This is a genomic window from Bradyrhizobium sp. USDA 327, assembly GCF_041262065.1.
GTDB lineage: Bacteria > Pseudomonadota > Alphaproteobacteria > Rhizobiales > Xanthobacteraceae > Bradyrhizobium > Bradyrhizobium liaoningense.
Map to the genome: position 1 here is coordinate 3,871,957 of NZ_JBGCCW010000001.1, position 22,185 is coordinate 3,894,141.

The 22,185-nt window shown below is 64.9% G+C and carries 24 protein-coding genes; 4 read left to right on the forward strand and 20 right to left on the reverse strand.

All coding sequences use genetic code 11. The features are described 5' to 3' along the window. The first annotated feature begins 6 nt into the window (after positions 1-6). The gene (locus ABIA42_RS17995) at positions 7-159 is read left to right on the forward strand and encodes a hypothetical protein (RefSeq protein ID WP_370122739.1); all 153 of its coding nucleotides are present in this window, start codon (positions 7-9) and stop codon (positions 157-159) included. A 21-nt stretch (positions 160-180) separates the two neighbouring features. On the opposite strand, the gene ABIA42_RS18000 is transcribed toward ABIA42_RS17995, so the two are convergent. Continuing rightward, positions 181-528 (reverse strand): hypothetical protein, encoded by a 348-nt coding sequence (locus ABIA42_RS18000; protein WP_370122736.1) that lies wholly within the window; start codon positions 526-528, stop codon positions 181-183. A 111-nt stretch (positions 529-639) separates the two neighbouring features. Beyond that, on the reverse strand, positions 640-2,172 hold the full coding sequence (locus tag ABIA42_RS18005) for an acyl-CoA carboxylase subunit beta (RefSeq protein WP_028182322.1): 1,533 nt from the start codon (positions 2,170-2,172) through the stop codon (positions 640-642). A gap of 148 nt (positions 2,173-2,320) precedes the next feature. Between ABIA42_RS18005 and ABIA42_RS18010 the strand changes: the two genes are divergently transcribed. Then, entirely contained in the window at positions 2,321-2,725 is a 405-nt protein-coding gene (locus tag ABIA42_RS18010) for a DUF4260 domain-containing protein (RefSeq protein ID WP_370122732.1), read from the forward strand. 246 nt (positions 2,726-2,971) lie between these two features. On the opposite strand, the gene blaOXA is transcribed toward ABIA42_RS18010, so the two are convergent. From blaOXA to ABIA42_RS18050, 8 genes are all read right to left on the reverse strand, one after another. Then, positions 2,972-3,790, reverse strand: a complete 819-nt coding sequence (blaOXA, locus tag ABIA42_RS18015) for a class D beta-lactamase (RefSeq protein WP_370122730.1) — start codon at positions 3,788-3,790, stop codon at positions 2,972-2,974. A 73-nt stretch (positions 3,791-3,863) separates the two neighbouring features. After that, a complete protein-coding gene (locus ABIA42_RS18020) occupies positions 3,864-4,127 on the reverse strand; it encodes an EscU/YscU/HrcU family type III secretion system export apparatus switch protein (RefSeq protein ID WP_319327145.1) in 264 nt (87 codons plus the stop codon). Further along, entirely contained in the window at positions 4,124-5,695 is a 1,572-nt protein-coding gene (locus ABIA42_RS18025; RefSeq protein WP_370122727.1) for a flagellar hook-length control protein FliK, read from the reverse strand. The genes ABIA42_RS18020 and ABIA42_RS18025 overlap by 4 nt, the downstream gene beginning before the upstream one ends. A gap of 54 nt (positions 5,696-5,749) precedes the next feature. Then, the gene (locus ABIA42_RS18030) at positions 5,750-6,544 is read right to left on the reverse strand and encodes an ATP12 family chaperone protein (RefSeq protein ID WP_370122724.1); all 795 of its coding nucleotides are present in this window, start codon (positions 6,542-6,544) and stop codon (positions 5,750-5,752) included. 135 nt (positions 6,545-6,679) lie between these two features. Further along, the gene (locus tag ABIA42_RS18035) at positions 6,680-6,952 is read right to left on the reverse strand and encodes a hypothetical protein (RefSeq protein WP_370122721.1); all 273 of its coding nucleotides are present in this window, start codon (positions 6,950-6,952) and stop codon (positions 6,680-6,682) included. 69 nt (positions 6,953-7,021) lie between these two features. Then, a complete protein-coding gene (locus ABIA42_RS18040) occupies positions 7,022-8,236 on the reverse strand; it encodes an RluA family pseudouridine synthase (protein ID WP_271532379.1) in 1,215 nt (404 codons plus the stop codon). A 52-nt stretch (positions 8,237-8,288) separates the two neighbouring features. Next, complete coding sequence (locus ABIA42_RS18045) at positions 8,289-9,626, reverse strand: replication-associated recombination protein A (RefSeq protein WP_370122717.1); 1,338 nt, start codon at positions 9,624-9,626, stop codon at positions 8,289-8,291. Next, complete coding sequence (locus tag ABIA42_RS18050; RefSeq protein WP_271532386.1) at positions 9,623-11,029, reverse strand: DegQ family serine endoprotease; 1,407 nt, start codon at positions 11,027-11,029, stop codon at positions 9,623-9,625. Before ABIA42_RS18050 ends, ABIA42_RS18045 begins: the two co-directional genes overlap by 4 nt. 310 nt (positions 11,030-11,339) lie before the next feature. Here ABIA42_RS18050 and ABIA42_RS18055 point away from each other — a divergent pair, with 310 nt between their 5' ends. Beyond that, a complete protein-coding gene (locus tag ABIA42_RS18055) occupies positions 11,340-12,941 on the forward strand; it encodes an OprO/OprP family phosphate-selective porin (RefSeq protein ID WP_370122713.1) in 1,602 nt (533 codons plus the stop codon). A 43-nt stretch (positions 12,942-12,984) separates the two neighbouring features. Here ABIA42_RS18055 and ABIA42_RS18060 read toward each other — a convergent pair whose 3' ends face one another. Then, a complete protein-coding gene (locus ABIA42_RS18060; RefSeq protein WP_271532390.1) occupies positions 12,985-13,362 on the reverse strand; it encodes a helix-turn-helix domain-containing protein in 378 nt (125 codons plus the stop codon). A gap of 121 nt (positions 13,363-13,483) precedes the next feature. Between ABIA42_RS18060 and ABIA42_RS18065 the strand changes: the two genes are divergently transcribed. Beyond that, on the forward strand, positions 13,484-14,497 hold the full coding sequence (locus ABIA42_RS18065; protein WP_271532392.1) for a zinc-binding alcohol dehydrogenase family protein: 1,014 nt from the start codon (positions 13,484-13,486) through the stop codon (positions 14,495-14,497). A gap of 107 nt (positions 14,498-14,604) precedes the next feature. On the opposite strand, the gene ABIA42_RS18070 is transcribed toward ABIA42_RS18065, so the two are convergent. The 9 genes from ABIA42_RS18070 to secY form a co-directional block, all read right to left on the reverse strand. Continuing rightward, positions 14,605-14,898: a DUF1330 domain-containing protein gene (locus tag ABIA42_RS18070; RefSeq protein WP_370122708.1), complete on the reverse strand. Its 294-nt coding sequence runs from the start codon at positions 14,896-14,898 to the stop codon at positions 14,605-14,607. Between the two features lie 10 nt (positions 14,899-14,908). After that, positions 14,909-15,697: an SDR family NAD(P)-dependent oxidoreductase gene (locus ABIA42_RS18075; protein ID WP_271532396.1), complete on the reverse strand. Its 789-nt coding sequence runs from the start codon at positions 15,695-15,697 to the stop codon at positions 14,909-14,911. Between the two features lie 168 nt (positions 15,698-15,865). Next, positions 15,866-16,282: a 50S ribosomal protein L17 gene (rplQ, locus tag ABIA42_RS18080; protein WP_063682058.1), complete on the reverse strand. Its 417-nt coding sequence runs from the start codon at positions 16,280-16,282 to the stop codon at positions 15,866-15,868. Positions 16,283-16,429: 147 nt separating this feature from the next. Next, positions 16,430-17,461, reverse strand: coding sequence for a DNA-directed RNA polymerase subunit alpha (locus ABIA42_RS18085; RefSeq protein WP_124157683.1), 1,032 nt, complete (start codon positions 17,459-17,461; stop codon positions 16,430-16,432). 112 nt (positions 17,462-17,573) lie between these two features. After that, on the reverse strand, positions 17,574-17,963 hold the full coding sequence (gene rpsK, locus ABIA42_RS18090; protein ID WP_007603045.1) for a 30S ribosomal protein S11: 390 nt from the start codon (positions 17,961-17,963) through the stop codon (positions 17,574-17,576). 131 nt (positions 17,964-18,094) lie between these two features. Then, positions 18,095-18,463 (reverse strand): 30S ribosomal protein S13, encoded by a 369-nt coding sequence (rpsM, locus tag ABIA42_RS18095; RefSeq protein ID WP_028137012.1) that lies wholly within the window; start codon positions 18,461-18,463, stop codon positions 18,095-18,097. A gap of 185 nt (positions 18,464-18,648) precedes the next feature. Next, entirely contained in the window at positions 18,649-19,539 is an 891-nt protein-coding gene (locus ABIA42_RS18100) for an adenylate kinase (protein WP_370122702.1), read from the reverse strand. Then, a complete protein-coding gene (locus tag ABIA42_RS18105) occupies positions 19,536-20,747 on the reverse strand; it encodes a preprotein translocase subunit SecY (RefSeq protein WP_271532404.1) in 1,212 nt (403 codons plus the stop codon). Before ABIA42_RS18105 ends, ABIA42_RS18100 begins: the two co-directional genes overlap by 4 nt. After that, entirely contained in the window at positions 20,744-22,075 is a 1,332-nt protein-coding gene (gene secY, locus ABIA42_RS18110; RefSeq protein WP_271532405.1) for a preprotein translocase subunit SecY, read from the reverse strand. The genes ABIA42_RS18105 and secY overlap by 4 nt, the downstream gene beginning before the upstream one ends. Between the last annotated feature and the right edge of the window lie 110 nt (positions 22,076-22,185).

Here is a 22,185-nt window from a genome sequence, read left to right on the forward strand (position 1 = left end):
TGACCCATGGCTCCCATCGAATATCTCAAGCAACAGATCGCCCGCGCCGAGCGGCTGGCAAAAGCCATCCTCGACCGGCAGACGGCCGAGCGACTTCAAGCCTTCGCCGCTGAATGCCGCACGGAATTGTCGGTGCTGACGCTCAAGACGGCCGCGTGAGGCGTGGCGGCGCTGGTTGCGTCACACCAGCTTCAACGGAGCATCGGCGACCAGGCGAAGGTCGATGCGTCCGATCAGTGCCGCGCGTTGCGCCTCCGCAACACGAATGGCGTCATCCGTCTGCCGCAGCGTGCTGACGTTCGAGCCGAGGGAGACGATCCCCCCGAGCACCAGAGCGATCGAGCCGAGCGCCGCGGTCTGACCTGTGCCAAATAGGCCGAGGATCGTAACCAACAGTAGCGCTGCTCCCCCGCCGATGGCGATCTTGGACGCCAGGATGTACTTCCGACACCGCTCGGCGATCTCGGCGAGCGCCTCGATCCGATCTTCGATATCGGAGATTTCGTCGGTCGGATCGTCTTCGGTCATTGGATCGAGGATGCCAAATCAGAAGGAACCAGTGGCCCGCATGAGCGAAGCGACATGCGGGACTTGGACAAAGAACCCGGACGTCGCTGCGCTCATCCGGGCTACACGTCCTCACAACGGCAGATTGTCGTGCTTCTTCGCCGGCATTTCGGTCTTCTTGTCCTTCAGCATCGCCAGCGCCCTTGCGATGCGCTTGCGGGTCGAGTGCGGCATGATGACGTCGTCGATGTAGCCGCGCTCGGCGGCGATGAAGGGCGAGAGGAAGCGGTCTTCGTACTCCTTGGTGCGCGCCGCGATCTTGTCGGGATCGCCGATGTCCGAGCGGAAGATGATCTCGACCGCACCCTTGGCGCCCATCACCGCGATCTGGGCGGTCGGCCAGGCGTAGTTCATGTCGGCGCCGATCTCCTTGGAAGCCATGACGTCGAAGGCACCGCCATAGGCCTTGCGGGTGATGATGGTGACGAGCGGCACGGTGCATTGCGAATACGCAAACAGCAGCTTCGCGCCGTGCTTGATCAGGCCGCCATATTCCTGCGCGGTGCCGGGCAGAAAGCCCGGCACGTCGACGAAGGTGACGATCGGGATATTGAAGGCGTCGCAAAAGCGGACGAAGCGCGCGGCTTTCCGCGAGGCGTCGCTGTCGAGCACGCCGGCCAGCACCATCGGCTGGTTGGCGACGAAGCCGACGGTGCGGCCGGCGATGCGGCCGAAGCCGGTGACGATGTTCTTGGCGAAGGCTTCCGCGATCTCGAAGAAGTCGCCCTCGTCAACGACCTTCAGGATCAGCTCCTTCATGTCGTAGGGCTTGTTCGGATTATCGGGGATCAGCGTGTCCAGCGACATGTCGACACGGCCGATGTCGTCGAAGCTCGGCCATTCCGGCACGCCGTCGGTATTGTTGGACGGCAGGAAGTCGATCAGGCGCCGCATCTGCAGGAGCGTCTCGACGTCGTTCTCGAAGGCGCCGTCGGCGATCGAGGAGCGCGTCGCGTGCACCGAGGCGCCGCCGAGCTCTTCGGCGGTGACGACCTCGTTGGTGACGGTCTTCACCACGTCGGGCCCTGTGACGAACATGTAGCTGGTGTTCTTCACCATGAAGATGAAGTCGGTCATGGCGGGCGAATAGACGTCGCCGCCGGCGCAGGGCCCCATGATGACGGAGATCTGCGGGATCACGCCCGAGGCCAGCACGTTGCGGCGGAAGACGTAGGAGTAGCCGGCGAGCGCGGCGACGCCCTCCTGGATGCGGGCACCGCCGGCGTCATAGAGGCCGATGATGGGCGCCCTCGCCTTCATCGCCATGTCCTGGAGTTTTGTAATTTTCAGCGCGTGGGTCTCGGACAGCGAGCCGCCGAACACGGTGAAATCCTTGGCGAAGACGAAGGTCTTGCGGCCGTTGACGGTGCCCCAGCCGGTGACGACGCCGTCGCCAGGCACCTTGGTCTTCTCCATGCCGAACTCGGTGGAGCGGTGCTCGACGAACATGTCGAACTCCTCGAACGACCCCTTGTCGAGCAGCAGTTCGATGCGCTCGCGCGCCGTCAGCTTGCCGCGGGCGTGCTGCGCCTCGATGCGCTTTTCCCCGCCGCCGAGTTTTGCGGCGGCGCGACGGTCTTCGAGGGCGTCCAGGATGTGTTTCATTTGCTCCCGCCAGTTCTTAAGCCTTAAGTGACGCCGGGGGTTCTAACACGGCATTTTGCGGGCCGGGAAGCGGCTTTCGGCGTCGCAGGGCTGCCCTGCCGCAGCGTGAAAGCGCAAGGAATTACAGAGCTTTGCCCAGGAGACGAAGATGACCGAAGGAACGGCCGAGACGGGCGCGGCGACGGGCGGTGTCAACATCCTGCTGCGGCTGGAGGGCCTGACCCTGTTCGCAGGGATGGTGACGCTCTACTGGGCCTGGGACGGCTCCTGGTTGGTCTTCGCCGTGCTCTTCTTCGCCCCGGATTTGAGCTTTCTGGGCTATCTTGCCGACGCCAAATTCGGCGCGATGATCTACAACGCCGCCCACAGCTACATGGCGCCGGTGGCGCTGCTGACGTTGGGCTTCGGCCTCGCCTCGCCCCTCACTTTGTCCATCGCTTTGATCTGGCTTGCCCATATCGGCATCGACCGGGCGCTCGGCTACGGCCTGAAATATTCCGCCGGGTTCTCCTTTACCCATCTCGGCCAGATCGGGCGGCAGAAGGCCGCCTGATTGGCGCGCGACCTCGAAAGACTCGGTGTTCCGGCCCGATTGACCGGGCAGCCGATCAGGCTTGCTTCGCGCTCACGGGCTGGCGCCGAATGTGGCGTGGGCCCAATCGGCACGGCGGCGATCACGACACCTTGGCCCGCGCATCACGCAAGCATCGCCCAGATGCTCGCGACGGTCGTCCCCGGCGCCGTGGAGGAGTTCTTGCAGGCGCTCTTCAAGCCAGCTCAGGCGGCAACGGCGTTGGAGCTAGATCGCGCCGATCTCGGCAAGGCAGGCCTGTGTCAGCGGCATGCGCTCGCCGACGAGACGCGGCTCCTTACAATCCATATTGAGCGCGAACACGGTGTGCGCCTCGCCCTTCTCGGCCCAGCCGACCATCCAGCCGAGCGACGGCTCGCCGCGCTCGGCTCCAAGCAGGCCCGACTTGGCGCGGATGATGCTGTCGCCCACTTTGGTCACCGGCAGGATGTCGGCGACGAGATCCTGGCTGCGCTTTGAGATCGGCAGCACGCGGCGGCGCAGCCGGTCGACGAAATCGACCTGCTCGACCGGATCGATGCGCAGGGCGCCGGTGAGCCAGAACTGGTCGATGCCGCCGCTGATGTCGCGATTGCCGTAGTCGAACTCGTCGACATATTTTTGCATGCGCTCCTGGCCGATGCGCCGTGCAATCTCCTGAAAGACCGGCACCGCGCTCACCGCGATGGCGCTGCGCAGTGTGTGATCCTTGTTCCAGGCTTCGATCGAGCGCTTGACGCCGTCCCAGGGAAACACGTCCTTGTCGGGGTCAGCGACCACGCCGGTCTCCAGCGCAATCAGCGCGTTCGGAATCTTGAAGGTCGAGGCCGGCAGCTTGCCCTCGCCCGAGCGCTCCTTGTCGCTGGCGACGATCAGATAGTCCTCGACCTTGTAGCCGACGAAGGTGCCGGATGTGCCGAGATCGGTGAAGCGCTTTGCAAGACTCTCACGGATTTCATTGCGCGGCGGCGCGACGTGGGCGCGCGCGCGGGATGGCAACACCGCGGCTGCGGCGAGAAGACCGAGGGTGGAACGACGGGTCAGCAAAGGCGATATCCGTGAACTGTGAGAAGCCGTGCGACCATGCAGCCGCTACGTGGTGAAACGATGACAGGCTATTTTACCGCCCCCGGCCCGACAGCCGCAGCACGAAAACCAGCACCTCGGCGACGGCCTTGTAGAGATCCGGAGGGATCTCCTCACCAAGCTCGACCTTGGACAGCGCGCCCGCCAGAATCTCGTTCTCCTCGATCGGGATGTCGTGAGCCTTGGCGATCTCGACGATCTTTTCGCCGATCGTGCCCTTGCCCTTGGCGACAACGACAGGCGCGTTGGTGCCCTTCTCGTAGTGGAGCGCGATCGCAAGCTTGGATGGATCGCTCATGTCGCGCGATCCAGGAAGTGCCCGGCGCGGGCGGGCGCCGGCTGCGGCGGCGTGCCGTCGCGGACCACGATGTCGCCCGGCTTGAGTTCGGCTCTCGTCAATGCCTGGCTGAGCTCACCGACGCCGGCACGGAGCTGCTGCGCCGTCGCCGGCCGCTCCGCCCACATCCGCACGAAGGTCTTGTCGCCGTTCAGCGTGATCAGCGCATGCACGGGTCCGGCCGGCTCCACATTAAGGGAGAAGCGCGCGCGCCAGGTGCGCTGGGCAGGATCGGCGGACTCGTTGCCGCCATCGCGCGAGATCTCGAACTGCGCCATCGCAGTGCCCTGCGGGGTCGCGAACGGAATCTCGAAATTCCACTGCGGCACGGCCGGATCGATGCGGTGCCCGCTGGCATCGATGCGATCGGGGAGCGAAGCAATTTGCAAGAGCGTCTGCCGCGCGAGCGCCGCATCGGTGTCATCGAGCAGGCGATGCACGGTGGCAGCGAGCGGCGTATCCGGCGCGAGCGATGGCGCGGCGATGGACTGCGGCGCCGGCAGCGCACCGCGGAATGGCGGGGGCGTCGCGTGTGCGGCAGCTTCGAAGACGTGGCCATCCGGCACGACCTTGTTCGAGCCCGGCACGTTGCCGGTCAGGCGCGGCAGGCTCTGCGTGGCCTCTTGCAGCAGGCTCGCGGCAAGGCCAGCGGACATGGTCCGCGACGTCGCCGCCTGCGAAGCGCCGCCGGCGATATCGGCGAGCACGGCCGCGGCGGGATTGGCGCTGCGCGGCGTTTGCGGCTGTTGCGCGATTTCGGCTGATGGCGATCCCGCCTGCGCCGCCCCACCTGCTGCCGGAGCCGGCGAGGCGCCTTGTGTCGATGGCACGGCCCTCTCAAACGTGGCCAGTGCCTGGCGCAGCACCAGCAGCGCCGCCTTCAGATCGGGCATTGTGCCTGACGACGGCGTCGCGCCTGCGGCGAGCGAAGCCTCGAGGAACAGCCCCGACTTCTGAAATGCGGATTCGATATCGCCGCCGGCAAGCCCGGTATCGAGCGGCGCCTGCTGAGCCAGCACGGCCAGCACCGCCTGCTTCAAGCCCGCAGGCAGATCGCTGCCGGTGACGACGGCGGCCAGATTGGCAAACAGCGGCGCCTGGCTGCCCTGCCTGGTGACGGCATCGGCCGAAGCCACCGTGACGGCGACTTGCTCCGGAGGTGTCAGCGTGTTGCGCGCGGCGCCCGCCGACGGCGCAAGCGGCGGGCTCTCCACCAGCGAGGCCGCACGCGGCGTCAGCGTGACCACGTCGGCGGCCGCCTCGCCTGTCCCGCCCACGACGGCAAGACGGACGGTGCCGTCGTTCCGCGACACCGCCAGCTGGAGATTTTGCCCGGGCGACAGCGCGACTTCCGACATCACGTCGAGCGAAAGATTTGCGATCGCGATCCGCACCAGATTGTCGGCGAGGACGCTGACGACCCTCGCATCGACGACGCTGCCGGCTTGGAGCACAAGATCGGGTGTTGCCGCATCAGCCAAGGGGCTGGCGGCGCTGACGGGAGCAATGGGAGTGACCGGCGTCGGCATCTCAGCGGCCTTAGGGAGCGCCGGCTACCGTAACGCTGCGTCGTAAACCTCTCGTTAAGGACCTGTGGTTGCGGCCGGATTTACGGCTGCCAGCACAGCCACGGCGGCCTCGAAATCCCTGAGGCGGATGGCCCGGCGGCTAGCTGCTTCCTCGTCCACGCCCCATTGCTCGGCGTTCCAGTCCTCATCGACATGGGCGGCGGTCCAGACCTGGTCGGCGTCCCGCGCGCCATGGGCGAGCGCCAGTGCCAGCAACGCCGAGCCGGTCAGGGTCGTCACCACATGGAGAGCGGCGACCGACCAGGCATCCTGCGGCAGCGCGGCGCGAGCCGCCCGAAGCGCCTCGTCCGGCTGCTTCACATGCATGATGCCCTCGGACAGGATGAAATGCGCTCCCAGCGTCCCCGCCGCCCAGAACAGCACGGGATCCCAATGCGCGGCCTCGCGGGCGACCAGTCCCTCGGGATGGCCGGCACGATAGAACAGCAAATCGGACTCGAAATATCTGGCGAGGTCGCTGCTGACGAGCTCGACGCGATCGATGACCCCCTCCACCACGCTGTTGGCCATCCGCGTCAACGGCATGGCCATGGGGTCGATCGTCTCGCCCTGGGCCGCCCATTCCGCGGCCACCGCATCGGCGAGTTCGCGCGAAGGGATCACGACCTGGCGACCGGACGGCGTACGGATCGGCCTGCCGTCCAGCGCAATGGCATACCCGCCCTCGGCCTCGCTCACGCCCGCCTCCTTGTAGAAGCGCTTGCGCTGCGGCGGGCGGGCCGACCGGCGGGCCGCCTCGCGCGGATCGGGCGGGGTTTGCCCCGCAGCTTCATCGAACAATTCGCGCATCTCGGTTCTTCAGTCCCTGCCGCTGAATGCCAGGCTTTTAGGATAAACCCGGCAGCCGATAAAGCGAGCGGCGGGCATGAGGGAACTTGGCGGGCGTTGCGGACCTGTTCGCCGGGCCTAGCCGCTAGATCGACCCTAGTTCGCGCATCTGAGCGCATAGGTGCCACGGTGACCGGGACTCAGCCCCGCGCCTGCGGCATCCTCGAGGCACTTCGAAAAGCGATCGCCGAACGAATTACGCGGAAGCGGCTGGTAATTGTAGCTCGGCGGCGCATCGAGTTGCGGCATCTTCGGCACCTCGAGCTTCGGCGGCGGTGGCGGCGAAGGCAGCGGAACGACCTGCGAGGGGCCCGGCAGCACCAATTGTGCCTGAGCCCCCTGCCCCATGAACAGTGCGGTCAGAACCACGAGACATATCGCGAGCCGTTTCATAGGCGATATGTTGTGCTCCGACTGCCCCCGTTCAACCTGACTTAATTATTCTTCAGGCGCGTTCTCGATCGGATCAAATCTGGTTGCATCCAGCCCGAGCAGGTTCCACGACTGCTGCATATGTGGCGGCAGCGGCGCGGTGGCGTCGATCACGCCGCCGCGCGGATGCGGGATGACGATGCGGCGTGCCAAGAGATGCAGCCGGTTCTGCAAGCCGCCCGGCAGCTGCCAATTCTCGATGTTGAAATATTTGGGATCACCGACGATCGGATGGCCGATATGGGCCATGTGGGCGCGCAGCTGGTGGGTGCGGCCCGTTACCGGCTTCAGCGACACCCAGGTCAGCTTGTTGCCCGCGGTCTCGACCACCGCATAATAGGTCACCGCGTGGCTCGCACCCTCATCGCCATGCTGGGCGATGCGCATGATGGTGTCGTCCTCGCTCTCTTCCTTGGCGAGGAAGGTCGAGATGCGGCCCTGCTTGGGCTTCGGCAGGCCCGGTACCAGAGCCCAATACACCTTTCGCGCCGACCGCGAGCGGAATGCGCCGGTCAGGTGCGAGGCGGCGAAGCGCGTCTTGGCGATCAGGAGACAGCCCGACGTCTCCCTGTCGATGCGGTGCACGAGGCGCGGCTTCTGGCCCTTGGCGTCGCGCATCACCTCCAGCATCTGGTCGATGTGCCGCGTCATGCCCGACCCGCCCTGCACGGCAAGGCCGGCCGGCTTGTTCAGGACGAGGACGTCGTCGTCCTCGTAGATCGTCATCTCCTGCAGCGCCTTGAGCGTTTTTTGCGCAGCGTCCGAGAGCTCCCCGACGACCTTCGGTGCGTCGAGCTTCAGCGGCGGGATGCGGACGCTCTGCCCCTCCTCGAGGCGGTCCTTGCTGTCGACGCGCTTGCCGTCGACGCGCAGCTCGCCTTTGCGGACGACGCGCTGGATGTGGGAGAACGACAGGCCGGGAAAGCGCGCTTCGAGGAAGCGGTCGACGCGCATGTTGTTCTCGTCGGCCGTCACGGTGACGGTCTGGACCTTGGTGGGCAGCAATGCCTCGACCGGCTTTGCCGGAACGGCCTTTTCCAGCACAGCTTTGGGCGCGCGCCGCTCGGCCCGTTCGCCCGCAAAGCGCGGCGGCTTGCTGCCGGGCTTGCCGCCCGGCCGCGGCCCGGCCTTCTTCGCGCTGCGCGCCTGATGTGGACGCGCGTCCTCGCGCTCGTCTCGCGAACGCGGCCTTGGATTCATTCTCTTGATGCGGCGGCTCATGATTGCCTGCCTAGCCTAAAAGCGGCCATTCGTCACGACGAAATGGTCGCCTCTAGCGCGAACCGCCCCGCTCCTTCCGAAGCTTGGCCCAGTAATCCAGCCGCTTCCGGATCTCCCGCTCGAAGCCGCGCTCCGGCGGGTCGTAGAAGGTCTGGCGGCCCAGGGCTTCGGGGAAGTAGTCCTGGCCGGAGAAGGCGTCGGGGGCGTCGTGGTCGTATTCGTAAGCTGCACCGTAGCCTTCCGACTTCATCAGCTTGGTCGGGGAATTGAGGATGTGCTTCGGCGGCAGCAGCGAGCCGGCCTGCTTGGCGACCTGCATCGCCGTGCCGAAGGCGGTGTAGACCGCGTTCGATTTCGGCGCGGTGGCGAGATAGACGACGGCCTGCGCGATCGCGAGCTCGCCTTCGGGGTGGCCGAGGAAGTCGAAGGCATCCTTGGCCGCATTGGCGACGACGAGCGCCTGCGGATCGGCAAGCCCGATGTCCTCGACCGCCATACGCACGACACGACGGGCCAGGAACAGCGGGTCCTCGCCGGCGTCTAACATGCGTGCGAGGTAATACAGCGCGGCATCGGGATCGGAGCCGCGCACCGACTTATGCAGCGCGGAGATCAGGTTGTAATGGCCGTCGGCCGACTTGTCGTAGATCGGCGCGCGGCGCTGCAGGATGTCCTGCAACTGCGCGGCATTGAAAATCTCGTCCGCCCGCGCCGAACGCCAGACCTCTTCGGCAAGCGTCAGCGATGCGCGGCCGTCGCCGTCGGCCATGCGCACCAGCACCGCACGCGCCTCCGCATCCAGCGGCAGCTTCTTGCCCTCGACCGCCTCGGCATGCGCGAACAGCTTTTCGATCGCGGCGGCATCGAGCGAACGAAATACCAGCACACGGGCGCGGGACAGGAGCGCTGCGTTGAGCTCGAAGGATGGGTTCTCGGTGGTGGCGCCGACCATGACCACCGTGCCGTCTTCCATCACAGGCAGAAAGGAATCCTGCTGGGCGCGGTTGAAGCGATGCACCTCGTCCACGAAGAGCAGCGTGCCCTTGCCCATCTCGCGGCGGGCGCGCGCGGCATCGAATGCCTTCTTGAGATCGGCGACGCCGGAGAACACCGCGGAGATCTGCTCGAAATGCAGATCGGTCGCATCCGCCAGCAGCCGCGCCACCGTTGTCTTACCGGTGCCCGGCGGGCCCCAGAACACCAGCGAGCCGAGCGTGCGCGTCTCCAGCATGCGCGTCAGCGCGCCGTCGGGGCCGAGGATATGGTCCTGGCCGACGACCTCCGACAGCGTGCGCGGACGCAGCCGGTCCGGCAGCGGATGCGGCGCCTCGTGGTCGAGCCCCGCCGCGGCAAAGAGAGTCGGCGTCTGCTGTGGTCGCTTCGGACTCATCCGCCCAACGTGACGTTGATCTGCTGGCCGCCGCGCACCAGCGTGATGCGCCAGATCCGCGGCCGCTCGCCTGCGGCCTTCTCGAGATCGCCGGTCTTGCTGATCTTCTGGTTGTTGACGGCCAGGATGATGTCGCCTTTCTGGAAGCCGACATTGGCAGCCGCGGTATCGCCGCCGATATCGGTGATCACGACGCCTTCGGTGTCGGCGTCCAGACGCAGCTCGTCAGCAACCGCGGGCGTGATGGTCGAGACCTTCGCGCCCTGGAACGGCGAGCGGGCGGTGACGACGAGTTCGCTGCGCCCGGTATCGGGCGCGGTCTCCAGCGCCACGGTCAGCTTGATCGGCTTGCTGCCGCGCTGCACGTCGATCTGCGCGGTGCCGCCGAGCGGACGGGTTGCGAAGCGGTAGTCGAAAGCGTTGGGATCATCGACGGCCTGGCCGTCGATGCCGGTGATGAGGTCGGAGGATTTCAGACCGGCCTTCGCTGCGGGGCCGTTGGGCACCACGCTTGCGACCAACGCACCGGTCGGCGAGCGCAGGCCGAGGCTTTCCGCGATCTCCGGAGTCACCGCCTGCAATCTTGCCCCGAGCCACGGCCGCTTCACTGCCTTGCCGCCGCTCTTGGCTGATGCGACGACGACGCGCACCATGTTGGCGGGAATCGCAAAGCCGATGCCCTGCGAGCCGCCGGAGCGCGAATAGATCGCCGTGTTGATGCCGGCGAGCTTGCCGCTCATGTCGACCAGCGCGCCGCCGGAATTGCCGGGATTGATCGGCGCATCGGTCTGGATGAAGAACTGGTAGTCGGTGATGCCGACTTGCGTGCGCGCCAGCGCCGAGATGATGCCGTGGGTCACGGTCTGGCCGACACCGAAGGGATTGCCGATCGCCAGCACGACGTCGCCGACCAATAGCTCATCGGAATTCGTGAAATCGAGCGTCGGGAATTTTTCCTTGGCGTCTTTCAGGCGCAGCACGGCGAGATCGGTACGCGAATCCTTCAGCAGGATCTCGGCCTCGAACTCGCGCTTGTCCGACAGCGACACTTTCACCTGGTCCGCGCCTTCGATGACGTGGACGTTGGTGACGACGAGACCGGAGGCATCGACGATGACGCCGGAGCCGAGCGAGCGCTGCATCTGCTCGGGCTGCTGACCCGGCACGCCGAAGAAGCGGCGGAAGATCGGGTCGTCCAGCAGCGGATTGCGGTTCTGCACCACCTTGGCGGCATAGACGTTGACGACCGCGGGCTGCACCCGTTGCACGATCGGCGCATAGGACAGCCGCAGCTCGGCCGGCGATGACGGGACGCGGCGGTCCTGCGCTGAGGCCGGATTGAAATGGGCCGAAAAGGCTATGCACAAGGCCGTGACGACGGCGGTCCAGGTCGATCGAAACATTCCTACCTCTTGGAAAAGACGTCGGAATATAGGCGCGTTCGCCCCTCAATAGAAGGGCGCGTGGCGGCAATATTCGGCCTCATTCCGGTGTCTCCCGAATGCATGCCCAGCGTGCGATTCGGCAATCTGCCGGAGCGATGGATTGGCATGATGCGCGTCATCCAGCATTGTGGAGTAACGCGGATTCGGTTGCGGCGAATTTGCACCAGTGGGAACCGCGCAACCGGGCGCAGCGTCGCGGGGCAGTCATCGATCACACCTAGGCTCCGCAAACAACTTGGGGAAGTTCGTCAAACGATGGAGTCATGACGTGAGCAGGACAAGAATTACAGCCACGGCAATTGGTCTCGCCGGTGCGCTGGCGGCCTCGCAGGCCCAGGCCCAATCGGCGAGCAGCAGCGAGCAGGAGATCGCGCTGCTGAAGCAGCAGTTGAAGATTCTGGAGCAGAAGCTCGACAAGCTCCAGAGTCAGACCGCGGCGAACACGGCGGCCACGGCGAAAGCCAGGGCTGAAGCGAAGGCCGAGGCGCGTTCGGAGGCGAAGGCCGTCGTTGCCAACGCCAATGCGGCGATCCCCGTCAAGGGACCGGCCCCGGCATCCGGCGTCGTCGTGACGATGCCGAACAATCGCCCGACGATCTGCACCGCCGACCAGGCCAACTGCGTTGCCATCACCAGCCGCCTGCATTGGGATGTCGGCGGCTATGACTATCGTCCCAATACCGCGGCCACTGTGCCGCAGAAGCTCGACAGCGGCCAGAACGTCCGTCGCGCGCGCATCGGCGTCGCCGGCAAGTTCTTCAACGACTGGAACTTCGCGCTGGTCTACGATTTCGGCGGCTCGTCCGACGGATTTGGCGGCGCCGCGCCGGGATCGCTGCCGGGCGGCGGCGTCTCCGGCGTCGAGAACGCGTATCTCAGCTACACCGGCTTGAAGCCGTTCGGCGGCAAGATGGCGATCGAGGCCGGCATCATGGATCTGCCATACACGCTCGACGAAGCGACAAGCTCAAACGACATCATGTTCATGGAACGCGCCTCACCCGGTGTGATCGCGACCAACATCGCCGCCGGCGACTTCCGCTCCGCAGCCGGTGCGCGCTGGTTCAACGACCAGCTCTGGATCGGCGGCTATGTCACGGGACCCTCGACCGGCGCGATCCATTCCGCCTCGAGCGCTTCGCCGCCGGGTACGAGCGAGCAGTATGGCGCCGTGGCGCGCGTCGCCGGCAATCCCATCAGCGGCAAGGACTACTCCGTGCATATCGGCGCCGACGCGCAATGGCTGATCCAGCCGCCGCGCAACCTGATCGCCAACACGCAGACGGTCACGCTCAGCGATCGTCCGGAATTGCGTCTCGACCCGACCACCCTGATCTCCACCGGTGCCATCGCCAATGTCTCGGGGGCACAGGTCTACAGCGTCGAAGCGGCGGCGACCTACGGGCCGTTCATCGTCCAGGGCGAGTACTTCTGGTACAACGTCGATCGCACCGCCAACACCGGCGTGCCGCTGGTCGGCGCACCGAGCCTGAAATTCCAGGGTGGCTACGCACAGGCCGGCTACGTGCTGACGGGAGAAAGCCGGGCCTACAATGCCGCGGCCGCGGCCTATCACGGCGTCAAGCCCGCGCATCCGTTCTCGCTCGACGGCGGCGGCTGGGGGGCGTGGGAAATCGCGGGCCGCTTCTCGACGATTGACCTCAACGATCAGCTCGCGACCGCGACCGGTGTCGCCGGCGGCCGGCAGACGGTCTACACCCTCGCGCTCAACTGGTACGTCAACGGCAATGTCCGTTTCATGCTGGACTATCTGCATGGCACGGTGTCGCGACAGGCCTCGCCGATTTCGACCGCCGATGTCGGCTCGAAGTTCGACGCGGTCGCGATGCGCACGCAGTTCGCGTTCTGAGGCTCGCCTTTTTCCGGGAGCGGTACGATCCGCTCCCGGATACTCACGCCGCGCGCTTCGGCTTCCTCACCACCACCGGCGGCGGCGCGCAGGACAGCCGTTCCTGATGACTCTCGCCCCAGGCCTTCAGGATGTCGATGACAGGCCTGAGGCTCTCGCCGAGCTCGGACAGGCAATATTCCACGCGCGGCGGCACCTCGGCATAGACCTTGCGGATGACCAGCTTGTCCTCCTCGAGCGCGCGCAGCTGTTTCGTGAGCATGCGCTGGGTGATGCCGGGCATCCGGCGGCGCAATTCGCCGAAACGCTGGGTGCCGCTCTGGAGGTGGTAGAGGATCACGCCCTTCCACTTGCCGTCGATCAGGTCCAGCGTCGCCTCGACCGAGCAGCCGGGACGACGGGCAAAATTGCGCCGCTTCATGCGTGTTTTCCCAGTAGTATCCAAACAGGGACTATATCCCCAAATTTACAGTACTTGCCAATTTGAAGCCAGGGCGACAGTTAGAGCGGCAGGCGAACAGCCCATCTGATGGAGACAAGCCATGAAGGCCGTCGGCTACAAAAAATCGCTTCCGATCGAGGATGCGGATTCACTGATCGATTTCGAGACCGCCAAGCCCGAGCCCAAGGGGCGCGACATCCGCGTCGCCGTGAAGGCGATCTCGGCCAATCCGGTCGACTACAAGGTGCGCAAGCGCGCAGCTCCGCCCGAGGGCGAGACGAAGATCCTCGGCTATGACGCGGCCGGCGTGGTCGATGCCGTCGGACCCGACGTGACGCTCTTCAAGCCGGGCGACGAGGTGTTCTATGCCGGCTCGATCCTGCGCCAGGGCACCAACGCCGAGTTCCACCTGGTCGACGAGCGCATCGTCGGCAACAAGCCGAAGAGCCTGTCGTTCGCGCAAGGAGCCGCCCTTCCCCTCACCTCCATCACCGCCTGGGAATTGCTGTTCGACCGGCTCGGCGCGGTACCCGGCAAGAGCGTCGATCCGCGCACGCTCCTGATCACGGGCGGCGCCGGCGGCGTCGGCTCGATCCTGATCCAACTTGCCCGCCGCCTCACCGGGCTGACGGTACTTGCCACCGCGACGCGGCCGGAGTCGCAGAAATGGTGCCTCGATCTCGGCGCCCATGCGGTGATCGACCACGGCAAGCCGATGAAGGAGCAGATCGACAAGCTGAAGCTGCCGCCGGTCGCGCTGGTGGCGAGCCTGACCTTCACCGACCAGCACTACAAGGCGATTGCGGACTTCATGGCCCCGCAGGGCAAGTTCGGCCTGATCGACGATCCCCCGGAATTTGCCATGAGCACGTTCAAGGGCAAGGCCATCTCGGTGCACTGGGAATCGATGTTCACGCGCTCCTCGTTCCAGACGCCAGACATGATCGCGCAGCATCATCTGCTCAATGATGTAGCCGACCTCATCGACAAGGGCGTGCTGCGCACCACGCTCGACCAGACCTTCGGCACGATCAACGCCACCAACCTCAAGCGAGCCCATGCGCTGCTCGAAAGCGGCAAGTCGCGCGGCAAGATCGTGCTGGAGGGGTGGTAGCAGCCGCAACACTTCGTCATGCCCGGGCTTGTCCCGGGCATCCACGTTCTTGGTGGAGTGGCGAAGGTCGTGGATGGCCGCGCCAAGCGCGGCCATGACGAACTTCGCTACGGCGCAACACCCTCCACGAACATCAGCCGCTGCTCCAACGCCGTCTGCCGCAACTTGAGTGCTTCGGCATATTCGGCCGACGCGTACCATTCGCGCGCCCGCGCCAACGAAGAAAACTCCACGATGATGATCGACTTCGCCGGCGGACCGCCCTCCACCACGTCAGCGGCGCCGCCGCGCGCGAGATAGCGGCCGCCATATTGGGCAATGGTCTGCGCCGCGAGCGTGCGGTAGGCCTCCATCGCGGCTCTGTCGCGCACCTCGACCTCGGAGATCACATAGGCCGCCATGCGCGTCGCCTCAGGCGATCGTGTTGACGATGCCGCCCTCGGCGCGCAGCGCTGCACCGTTGGTGGCCGACGCCTGCTTCGAGGCGACATAGACCACCATGTTGGCGATCTCCTCGACGCTGGCAAAGCGCTGCAGCAGCGAGCTCGGGCGATGCTGCTTGACGAAGTTCGCAGCAGCCTCGTCCACCGACTGTCCATTCTGCTTGGCGAGATCCCTGACGAACGTCTCGACGCCCTCCGACATGGTCGGGCCCGGCAGCACGGAGTTGACGGTGACACCGGTGCCGCGGGTGAGCTGCGCCAGGCCGCGCGCGACCGAAAGCTGGGCCGTCTTGGTCATGCCGTAATGGATCATCTCGACGGGAATGTTGAGCCCGGACTCCGAGGAGATGAAGACGATGCGGCCCCAGTTGCGCTCGAGCATGCCCTTCATGTATGCGCGCGACAGCCGCACGCCGCTCATCACGTTGACCTCGAAGAAGCGGCTCCAGTCCTCGTCCGGGATATCGAAGAAATCCTTGGGCTCGAAGATGCCGGCATTGTTGATGAGAATGTCGACCTCGGGCAACGCCGCGACGAGTGCCTTGCAGCCCGCCGCGGTCGAGACGTCGGCGGTGATGCCGCGCACCTTGGCGCCCGCCCCTTCCAGTTTGCGCACGGCGGCATCGACCTTGTCCTGGCCGCGCCCGTTGATGACGACGCTCGCGCCCGAGGTGGCAAGGCCCCTGGCTATGGCGTGGCCGATGCCGGCGGTCGAGCCGGTGACGAGGGCGGTCTTTCCGGTAAGGTCGATGTTCATGCGATGTCTCCATGGCTGATGACGGAGATATCGGGAGCGACCTGTGATGCCGCAATCGGGCTCACTGACGCGTGAGGAAGCGCATGTACATGGGCGAACCCGCCCTATGCGTCCAAACAAAAACGGCGCCCGGAAAGGCGCCGCTTCAATTCATATCCGCCGATCGGCTTACGCCGCCTCGGCTTCCTTCTCCTGCACCGGACCGGAATCCTGGCCCTTGGCGTCGACGTCGCGATCGACGAACTCGATCACGGCCATCGCGGCGTTGTCGCCGTAGCGGAAGCCGGCCTTGATGATGCGGGTGTAGCCGCCCTGCCGGTCCTTGTAGCGGGTCGCGAGCGTGTCGAAGAGCTTCTTGACCATGTCGACGTCGCGCAGCTCCGCGATCGCCTGGCGGCGCAGCGACAGGCCGCCCTTCTTGCCGAGGGTGACGAGCTTCTCGACGATCGGGCGAAGCTCCTTGGCCTTGGGCAGCGTGGTGACGATCTGCTCGTGCTTGATCAGCGAGGCCGCCATGTTGGCGAACATCGCGCGGCGGTGCTCGGCCGTGCGGTTGAGCTTCCGATGAACCTTGCCGTGACGCATGTGTTTATTCCTTACATATGAACTGCCGCGACGGTTCGTCGGACATGTTGCTCAGGTGGGCTGCCTGCGTTCGCCCAAGTCAGCGAGTGGCGAATGGTGAGTAGCGAATAGTTCTTCCCCATTCGCCACTCCCTGCTCGCCATTCGCTCAGTAATGATCCTCGAAGCGCTTGGCGAGCTCGTCGATGTTCTCCGGCGGCCAGCCCGGCACTTCCATGCCGAGGTGCAGACCCATCTGGGCCAGCACTTCCTTGATCTCGTTCAGCGACTTGCGACCGAAATTCGGAGTGCGGAGCATTTCCGCTTCGCTCTTCTGCACGAGGTCGCCGATGTAGACGATGTTGTCGTTCTTCAAGCAGTTGGCCGAACGCACCGACAGCTCGAGCTCGTCCACCTTCTTGAGGAAGGCCGGGTTGAAGGCGAGGTCCGGGATGATCTCCTGGGCGACTTCCTTGCGCGGCTCTTCGAAGTTGACGAACACGTTGAGCTGATCCTGCAGGATGCGCGCAGCGTAGGCCACCGAATCGTCCGGCGTGAGCGCGCCGTTGGTCTCGATCGTCATGGTCAGCTTGTCGTAGTCGAGGATCTGGCCCTCGCGGGTGTTCTCGACCTTGTAGGAGACCTTGCGGACTGGCGAGTACAGGCTGTCGACCGGGATCAGGCCGATCGGCGCGTCCTCGGGACGGTTGCGCTCGGCGGGCACGTAACCCTTGCCGGTGGAAACCGTGAACTCCATGCGGATCTCGGCACCCTCGTCGAGCGTGCAGATCTGCAGATCGGGGTTCAGCACGACCACGTCGCCGACGGTCTGGATGTCGCCGGCGGTGACGACGCCCGGGCCCTGCTTCTTCACGACCATGCGCTTGGGGCCTTCGCCCTGCATCTTGATCGAGATGTCCTTGATGTTGAGGACGATGTCGGTGACGTCCTCACGGACGCCCGCGATCGAGGAGAACTCGTGCAGCACGCCGTCGATGTGCACCGACTGCACCGCCGCGCCCTGGAGCGAGGAGAGCAGGATCCGGCGCAGCGCGTTGCCGAGGGTCTGGCCGAAACCACGCTCGAGCGGCTCGGCGACGATGGTCGCAAAACGCGAGGGATCGCTGCCGGGCGTGACCTGGAGCTTGTTCGGCCGAATCAGTTCTTGCCAATTTTTCTGGATCGTCACTGTTTCACCCATACAGGCCAGTCAATTTGACAGTTCAAATACTGGCGTTGGAGAAAGGCCGCAGATCATTCCCGCGGCTTCTTAGTAAAGTCATCGCGGGCGCCGATGCGCCCGCAACTTGGTATCAAACGCGCCGACGCTTACGGGGACGGCAACCGTTGTGCGGGATCGTTGTCACGTCACGGATCGAGGTGACGGTGAAGCCCGCGGCCTGGAGCGCGCGGAGCGCCGACTCGCGGCCCGAACCGGGGCCGGCGACTTCGACTTCCAGCGTGCGCATGCCGTGCTCCTGCGCCTTCTTGGAGACGTCTTCGGCAGCGACCTGCGCGGCGTACGGGGTCGACTTGCGCGAGCCCTTGAAACCCATCGTGCCGGCCGAGGACCAGGCAATCGTGTTGCCCTGCGCGTCGGTGATGGTGATGGTCGTGTTGTTGAACGACGAGTTCACATGCGCGACGCCGGAGGCGATGTTCTTGCGCTCACGACGACGAACGCGGGTGGCTTCCTTGCCCATTGAGTCCCTTTCCTGAAGATCTCAAACGCCGCCGTAATGCCAGCGGCTACACCTGTGGAAGAAAATAGTGAGTAGCGAATGGCGAATAGGGATGTTCCCTACCCGCCATTCGCCATTGCCTATTCGCGAGTTTACTTCTTCTTGCCGGCGATGGCCTTGGCCGGACCCTTGCGCGTGCGCGCATTGGTGTGAGTGCGCTGGCCGCGCACCGGCAGACCGCGACGATGACGCAGGCCGCGATAGCAGCCGAGGTCCATCAGACGCTTGATGTTGATACCGACCTCGCGACGAAGATCGCCCTCGACGAGATAGTCGCGGTCGATGACTTCGCGGATCTGGAGCACTTCGGCGTCGCTGAGCTGATTGACGCGACGATCCACGGGGATCTTCACCTTCTCCAGGATCTCACTGGCGATCTTCTGACCGATGCCATGGATGTACTGGAGCGCGATCAGCACGCGCTTGTTGGTGGGAATGTTCACGCCGGCAATACGGGCCACGGCCTTCTCTCCTGTCGCCGATCCTCGTCAGGATCGGGCTTTAAGTGCTTGTGTTCTCGGGCAGGTGTTCACAAACGCGAACACGACGCCCACCCCCGGTCTTCCTGGGGCCCGGCATCGTCTGAAACTATCCGACTTGGATGCGGGGCTTATTAGGGGATTCCGGGGGCTTTCGTCAACCGCTGCTAGCGCTTGGCTCGCTTTTTCGTGACCTTTTTTGCGGTCTTTTTGGCACCCTTTTTGACAGCCTTCCTGGCGGTCGCTTTTGCGGCCTTTTTGGCCGTTTTCTTGGTCGCGGCCTTAGTAGCAGTCTTGGAACCCTTCACGGCTTTCTTGACCGCCTTTTTGGCGGCTTTGGCCGATTTGGCCGCCGTTTTGGCTGCCTTGGCCGGTTTTCTGGCCGGTTTTTTGGCCGATTTCTTCGCCGCCTTGGCCTTTTTGGCCGGCGCCGTCTTGGCCGCGCTTCTGGAGTGGGTCTTGGGCTCGACCGCGCCGAGCGCCAGAAGCTGGCGGTGGATGGCGCGGGTGACCTCGTCGATGGCCATCATGCCGTCGATGGTCGAGAGCTTCCGACGCTCGGAATAGTAGTGAATCAGCGGTTCCGTCTGGCTGCGGTAGCTGGCCAGCCGCTTGGTCAGGACCTCAGGGGTGTCGTCGAGCCGGACCTCCTCCCCGCGCTCCCGCATCTGGGCGACACGGGTCTCGACGCGGCTCAGCAGTGCGCTCTCGTTGACGCGGAGCTCGATCACGGCGTCGAGCTTGAGATGCTTCTGCTTGAGCAGCTCATCCAGCGCCTCGGCCTGCGGCACGGTGCGCGGGAAACCATCGAGGATGAAACCGTTCCTGGCGTCCGGCTGGTCGATCCGGTCGGAGATGATTCCGACCACGACCTCGTCCGGAACGAGGCCGCCACTGGCCATGATCTCCTTGGCCTTCAGCCCGACCGGCGTTCCAGCCGCAACCGCCGCGCGTAGCATCTCGCCGGTCGAGAGCTGGACGATGCCATAGCGCTGCACCAAGAGTTGCGCCTGGGTCCCCTTGCCCGACCCCGGCGGTCCCAGAAGTATAATTCTCATCGGCGTACGCCCCCCGGATTGGTGAGCGATACGTCGCGCACCTGTGCTTTGATATCAAGAGCGGTGCAAACCACAACCAGCGCCGCACCACCATTGACGACCATACTATAAGGCAGACCGATCCCGTAAAGGTCGAACACCTCCGGAATCAACTGCAACGCCGTCAGGTAGACGGCTCCGACGACCGTCGTCAATGACACGACGCGATCGAGATAGGCGGCGGTCGCCTCGCCGGGCGCGACACCGGAAATGATGCCGTCACGTTGCGCCAGGGATTTGGCCGTGTATTCGGGATCGATGACATAAGCGGTGTAGATGAAGGCCAGCACGAACACCGCGACGGACACGAGGATGAGGTGCGCCGGCTGCCCGAGTTGAAGATGGCGATAGGCCGCGGCGACCAAGGGGTGATCGGCGCCCATGACGACGCCCGCAAGAGCGAGCGGGAGAAAGAAGATCCATGGCGCCATGGTGACCGGAATCAGGAACCCCGCGCTGTTGAGCTTGATCGGCAGCACCGCTTCGCGCACCGGCAGTTGCCGCGCGCCGACATTGAGCGCGCCGAACTCGACCCGAACATTTCGCCGTGCGCTTTCGACAAGCACGATCACAGCGACGGTCGCGACCCATAACACGGCGTGGAAGAGCACGAGATTGCCCGAGATCGCCCCGCTCCGCACGACGTCTGCGATGCCGGCGACGTCTCGCGGCAGAGAGACGAGCATGCCGACACTCAAGATCAGCGCCAGACCGTTGCCAATGCCGTAGCGGGTGATCTGTTCGCTCAGCCACACCAGCACAAAGACGCCGCCAATCATCGAGGCCGTGGCCGTCATCACGAACCAGCCGTCGGGATTCCTGACGAGTTGCGGAATGGAAATCAGCGCGGAGGAGATGCCGTAAGCCTGAAAAGCGGCAAGAGCCAGCGTGAGTCCGAGCGTGGCACGGGCCACCTTGCGTCGGCCCTCCTCGCCCGACCGCTCGAGCGAACTAAGGCCGCGCCACACGACAGACAGCAACCGGAGGAAGATCGCCGCAGTCAGATAGGGAACGAGGCCGAGCGAAAACAGCGAAAGGCGGCCGTTGAAATCGGGTAGCGACGAGAGACGCGAAACATCCAGCCCCGCGATCGGGATCTGCGTGCCCAGCCTGAAGAGGAGAAGCGCGCCGATCGTGAAAGCGATTCGGCGCGCGAGCTCCCTGCTCATCTACGGCGGCCACGCAGCTTGGACTTCCGGATCAGGCCCTCATACTGATGGGCCAGAAGATAGCCCTGGACCTGCGCCACCGTATCCATGGTCACACTGACGACGATCAGCAGCGAGGTGCCGCCGAAATAGAACGGCACCGACGCGTAGGAGATCAGGATCTCGGGAATCAAGCAGACGATCGCCAGATAAATTGCGCCGAGCACCGTAATGCGCGACAGCACGTAGTCGATATATTCGGCAGTGCGCTCGCCAGGACGGATGCCCGGAATGAAGCCGCCGTGCTTCTTCAGATTGTCCGCGGTCTCGGTCGGGTTGAACACGATCGCGGTGTAGAAGAAGGCGAAGAACACGATCAGCGCAAGATACATGATCAGGAACAGCGGACGGCCATGGCCGAGCTGGGTGTTGATCCACTGGAACCACTCCGGCCCGCTGCCCGCGTTGAAGTTCGCAACCGTGGTCGGCAGCAAGAGCAGCGAGGACGCGAAGATCGGCGGGATCACGCCCGAGGTGTTGAGCTTGAGCGGCAGATGCGAGGACTGGCCCTCGAACATCTTGTTGCCGACCTGGCGCTTCGGATACTGAATCAGGAGGCGGCGCTGCGCGCGCTCCACGAACACGATGAAGGCGATCACGGCGACGGCCATGATGATGACGACCAGGATCAGGCCTGTCGACATCGCGCCCTGGCGGCCGAGCTCGAGCATGTTGGCGAGCGCCGCGGGCAGCTCGGCGACGATGCCGGCGAGAATGATCAGCGAGATGCCGTTGCCGATGCCGCGCGAGGTGATCTGCTCGCCCAGCCACATCAGGAACATGGTGCCGCCGGTCAGCGTGATCGCCGTGGACAGGCGGAAGAACATGCCGGGCTCGCTGACAACGTTGCCGGCGCCTTCGAGGCCTACCGCGATCCCGTAGGACTGGAATGCCGCCAAGATGACCGTCAGATAGCGAGTGTACTGATTCAGCGTCTTGCGACCGGCCTCGCCTTCCTTCTTCAGCGCCTCGAGCTGCGGCGAGACGGTGGTGAGGAGCTGGATGATGATCGAGGCCGAGATGTACGGCATGATGTTCAGCGCAAAGATCGCCATGCGGTGGATGCCGCCGCCGGCGAACATGTTGAACATGCCGAGGATGCCGCCCGCCTGGGACCGGAACACCTGTTCCCAGATGTTCGGATCGATGCCGGGCAGCGGGATGTAGGTCCCGAGCCGATAAACGAGCAGCGCACCCAGGGTGAACCAGATGCGCTTCTTCAGTTCATCGGCCTTGGCGAACGCGCCGAAATTGAGATTGGCTGCCAGTTGTTCCGCTGCAGAGACCATCTTGGACTTTCTCCCGCCGCCTGTTGCGCCGTCATGCCCGCGGCCGGGCTACTTTAGCGGACGCCGGACATTATCTGGGGCTCGGCTTCGATAAGTCCACGTCCCGCATG

Excerpts from the sequence above, each read along its gene's own strand:
- ABIA42_RS17995 (WP_370122739.1), top strand. The coding sequence starts at position 7 with ATGGCTCCCATCGAATATCTCAAGCAACAGATCGCCCGCGCCGAGCGG.
- ABIA42_RS18000 (WP_370122736.1), bottom strand. The coding sequence starts at position 528 with ATGACCGAAGACGATCCGACCGACGAAATCTCCGATATCGAAGATCGG.
- ABIA42_RS18005 (WP_028182322.1), bottom strand. The coding sequence starts at position 2,172 with ATGAAACACATCCTGGACGCCCTCGAAGACCGTCGCGCCGCCGCAAAA.
- ABIA42_RS18010 (WP_370122732.1), top strand. The coding sequence starts at position 2,321 with ATGACCGAAGGAACGGCCGAGACGGGCGCGGCGACGGGCGGTGTCAAC.
- ABIA42_RS18020 (WP_319327145.1), bottom strand. The coding sequence starts at position 4,127 with ATGAGCGATCCATCCAAGCTTGCGATCGCGCTCCACTACGAGAAGGGC.
- ABIA42_RS18025 (WP_370122727.1), bottom strand. The coding sequence starts at position 5,695 with ATGCCGACGCCGGTCACTCCCATTGCTCCCGTCAGCGCCGCCAGCCCC.
- ABIA42_RS18030 (WP_370122724.1), bottom strand. The coding sequence starts at position 6,544 with ATGCGCGAATTGTTCGATGAAGCTGCGGGGCAAACCCCGCCCGATCCG.
- ABIA42_RS18040 (WP_271532379.1), bottom strand. The coding sequence starts at position 8,236 with ATGAGCCGCCGCATCAAGAGAATGAATCCAAGGCCGCGTTCGCGAGAC.
- ABIA42_RS18045 (WP_370122717.1), bottom strand. The coding sequence starts at position 9,626 with ATGAGTCCGAAGCGACCACAGCAGACGCCGACTCTCTTTGCCGCGGCG.
- ABIA42_RS18050 (WP_271532386.1), bottom strand. The coding sequence starts at position 11,029 with ATGTTTCGATCGACCTGGACCGCCGTCGTCACGGCCTTGTGCATAGCC.
- ABIA42_RS18060 (WP_271532390.1), bottom strand. The coding sequence starts at position 13,362 with ATGAAGCGGCGCAATTTTGCCCGTCGTCCCGGCTGCTCGGTCGAGGCG.
- ABIA42_RS18065 (WP_271532392.1), top strand. The coding sequence starts at position 13,484 with ATGAAGGCCGTCGGCTACAAAAAATCGCTTCCGATCGAGGATGCGGAT.
- ABIA42_RS18070 (WP_370122708.1), bottom strand. The coding sequence starts at position 14,898 with ATGGCGGCCTATGTGATCTCCGAGGTCGAGGTGCGCGACAGAGCCGCG.
- ABIA42_RS18075 (WP_271532396.1), bottom strand. The coding sequence starts at position 15,697 with ATGAACATCGACCTTACCGGAAAGACCGCCCTCGTCACCGGCTCGACC.
- rplQ (WP_063682058.1), bottom strand. The coding sequence starts at position 16,282 with ATGCGTCACGGCAAGGTTCATCGGAAGCTCAACCGCACGGCCGAGCAC.
- ABIA42_RS18085 (WP_124157683.1), bottom strand. The coding sequence starts at position 17,461 with ATGGGTGAAACAGTGACGATCCAGAAAAATTGGCAAGAACTGATTCGG.
- rpsK (WP_007603045.1), bottom strand. The coding sequence starts at position 17,963 with ATGGGCAAGGAAGCCACCCGCGTTCGTCGTCGTGAGCGCAAGAACATC.
- ABIA42_RS18100 (WP_370122702.1), bottom strand. The coding sequence starts at position 19,539 with ATGAGAATTATACTTCTGGGACCGCCGGGGTCGGGCAAGGGGACCCAG.
- ABIA42_RS18105 (WP_271532404.1), bottom strand. The coding sequence starts at position 20,747 with ATGAGCAGGGAGCTCGCGCGCCGAATCGCTTTCACGATCGGCGCGCTT.
- secY (WP_271532405.1), bottom strand. The coding sequence starts at position 22,075 with ATGGTCTCTGCAGCGGAACAACTGGCAGCCAATCTCAATTTCGGCGCG.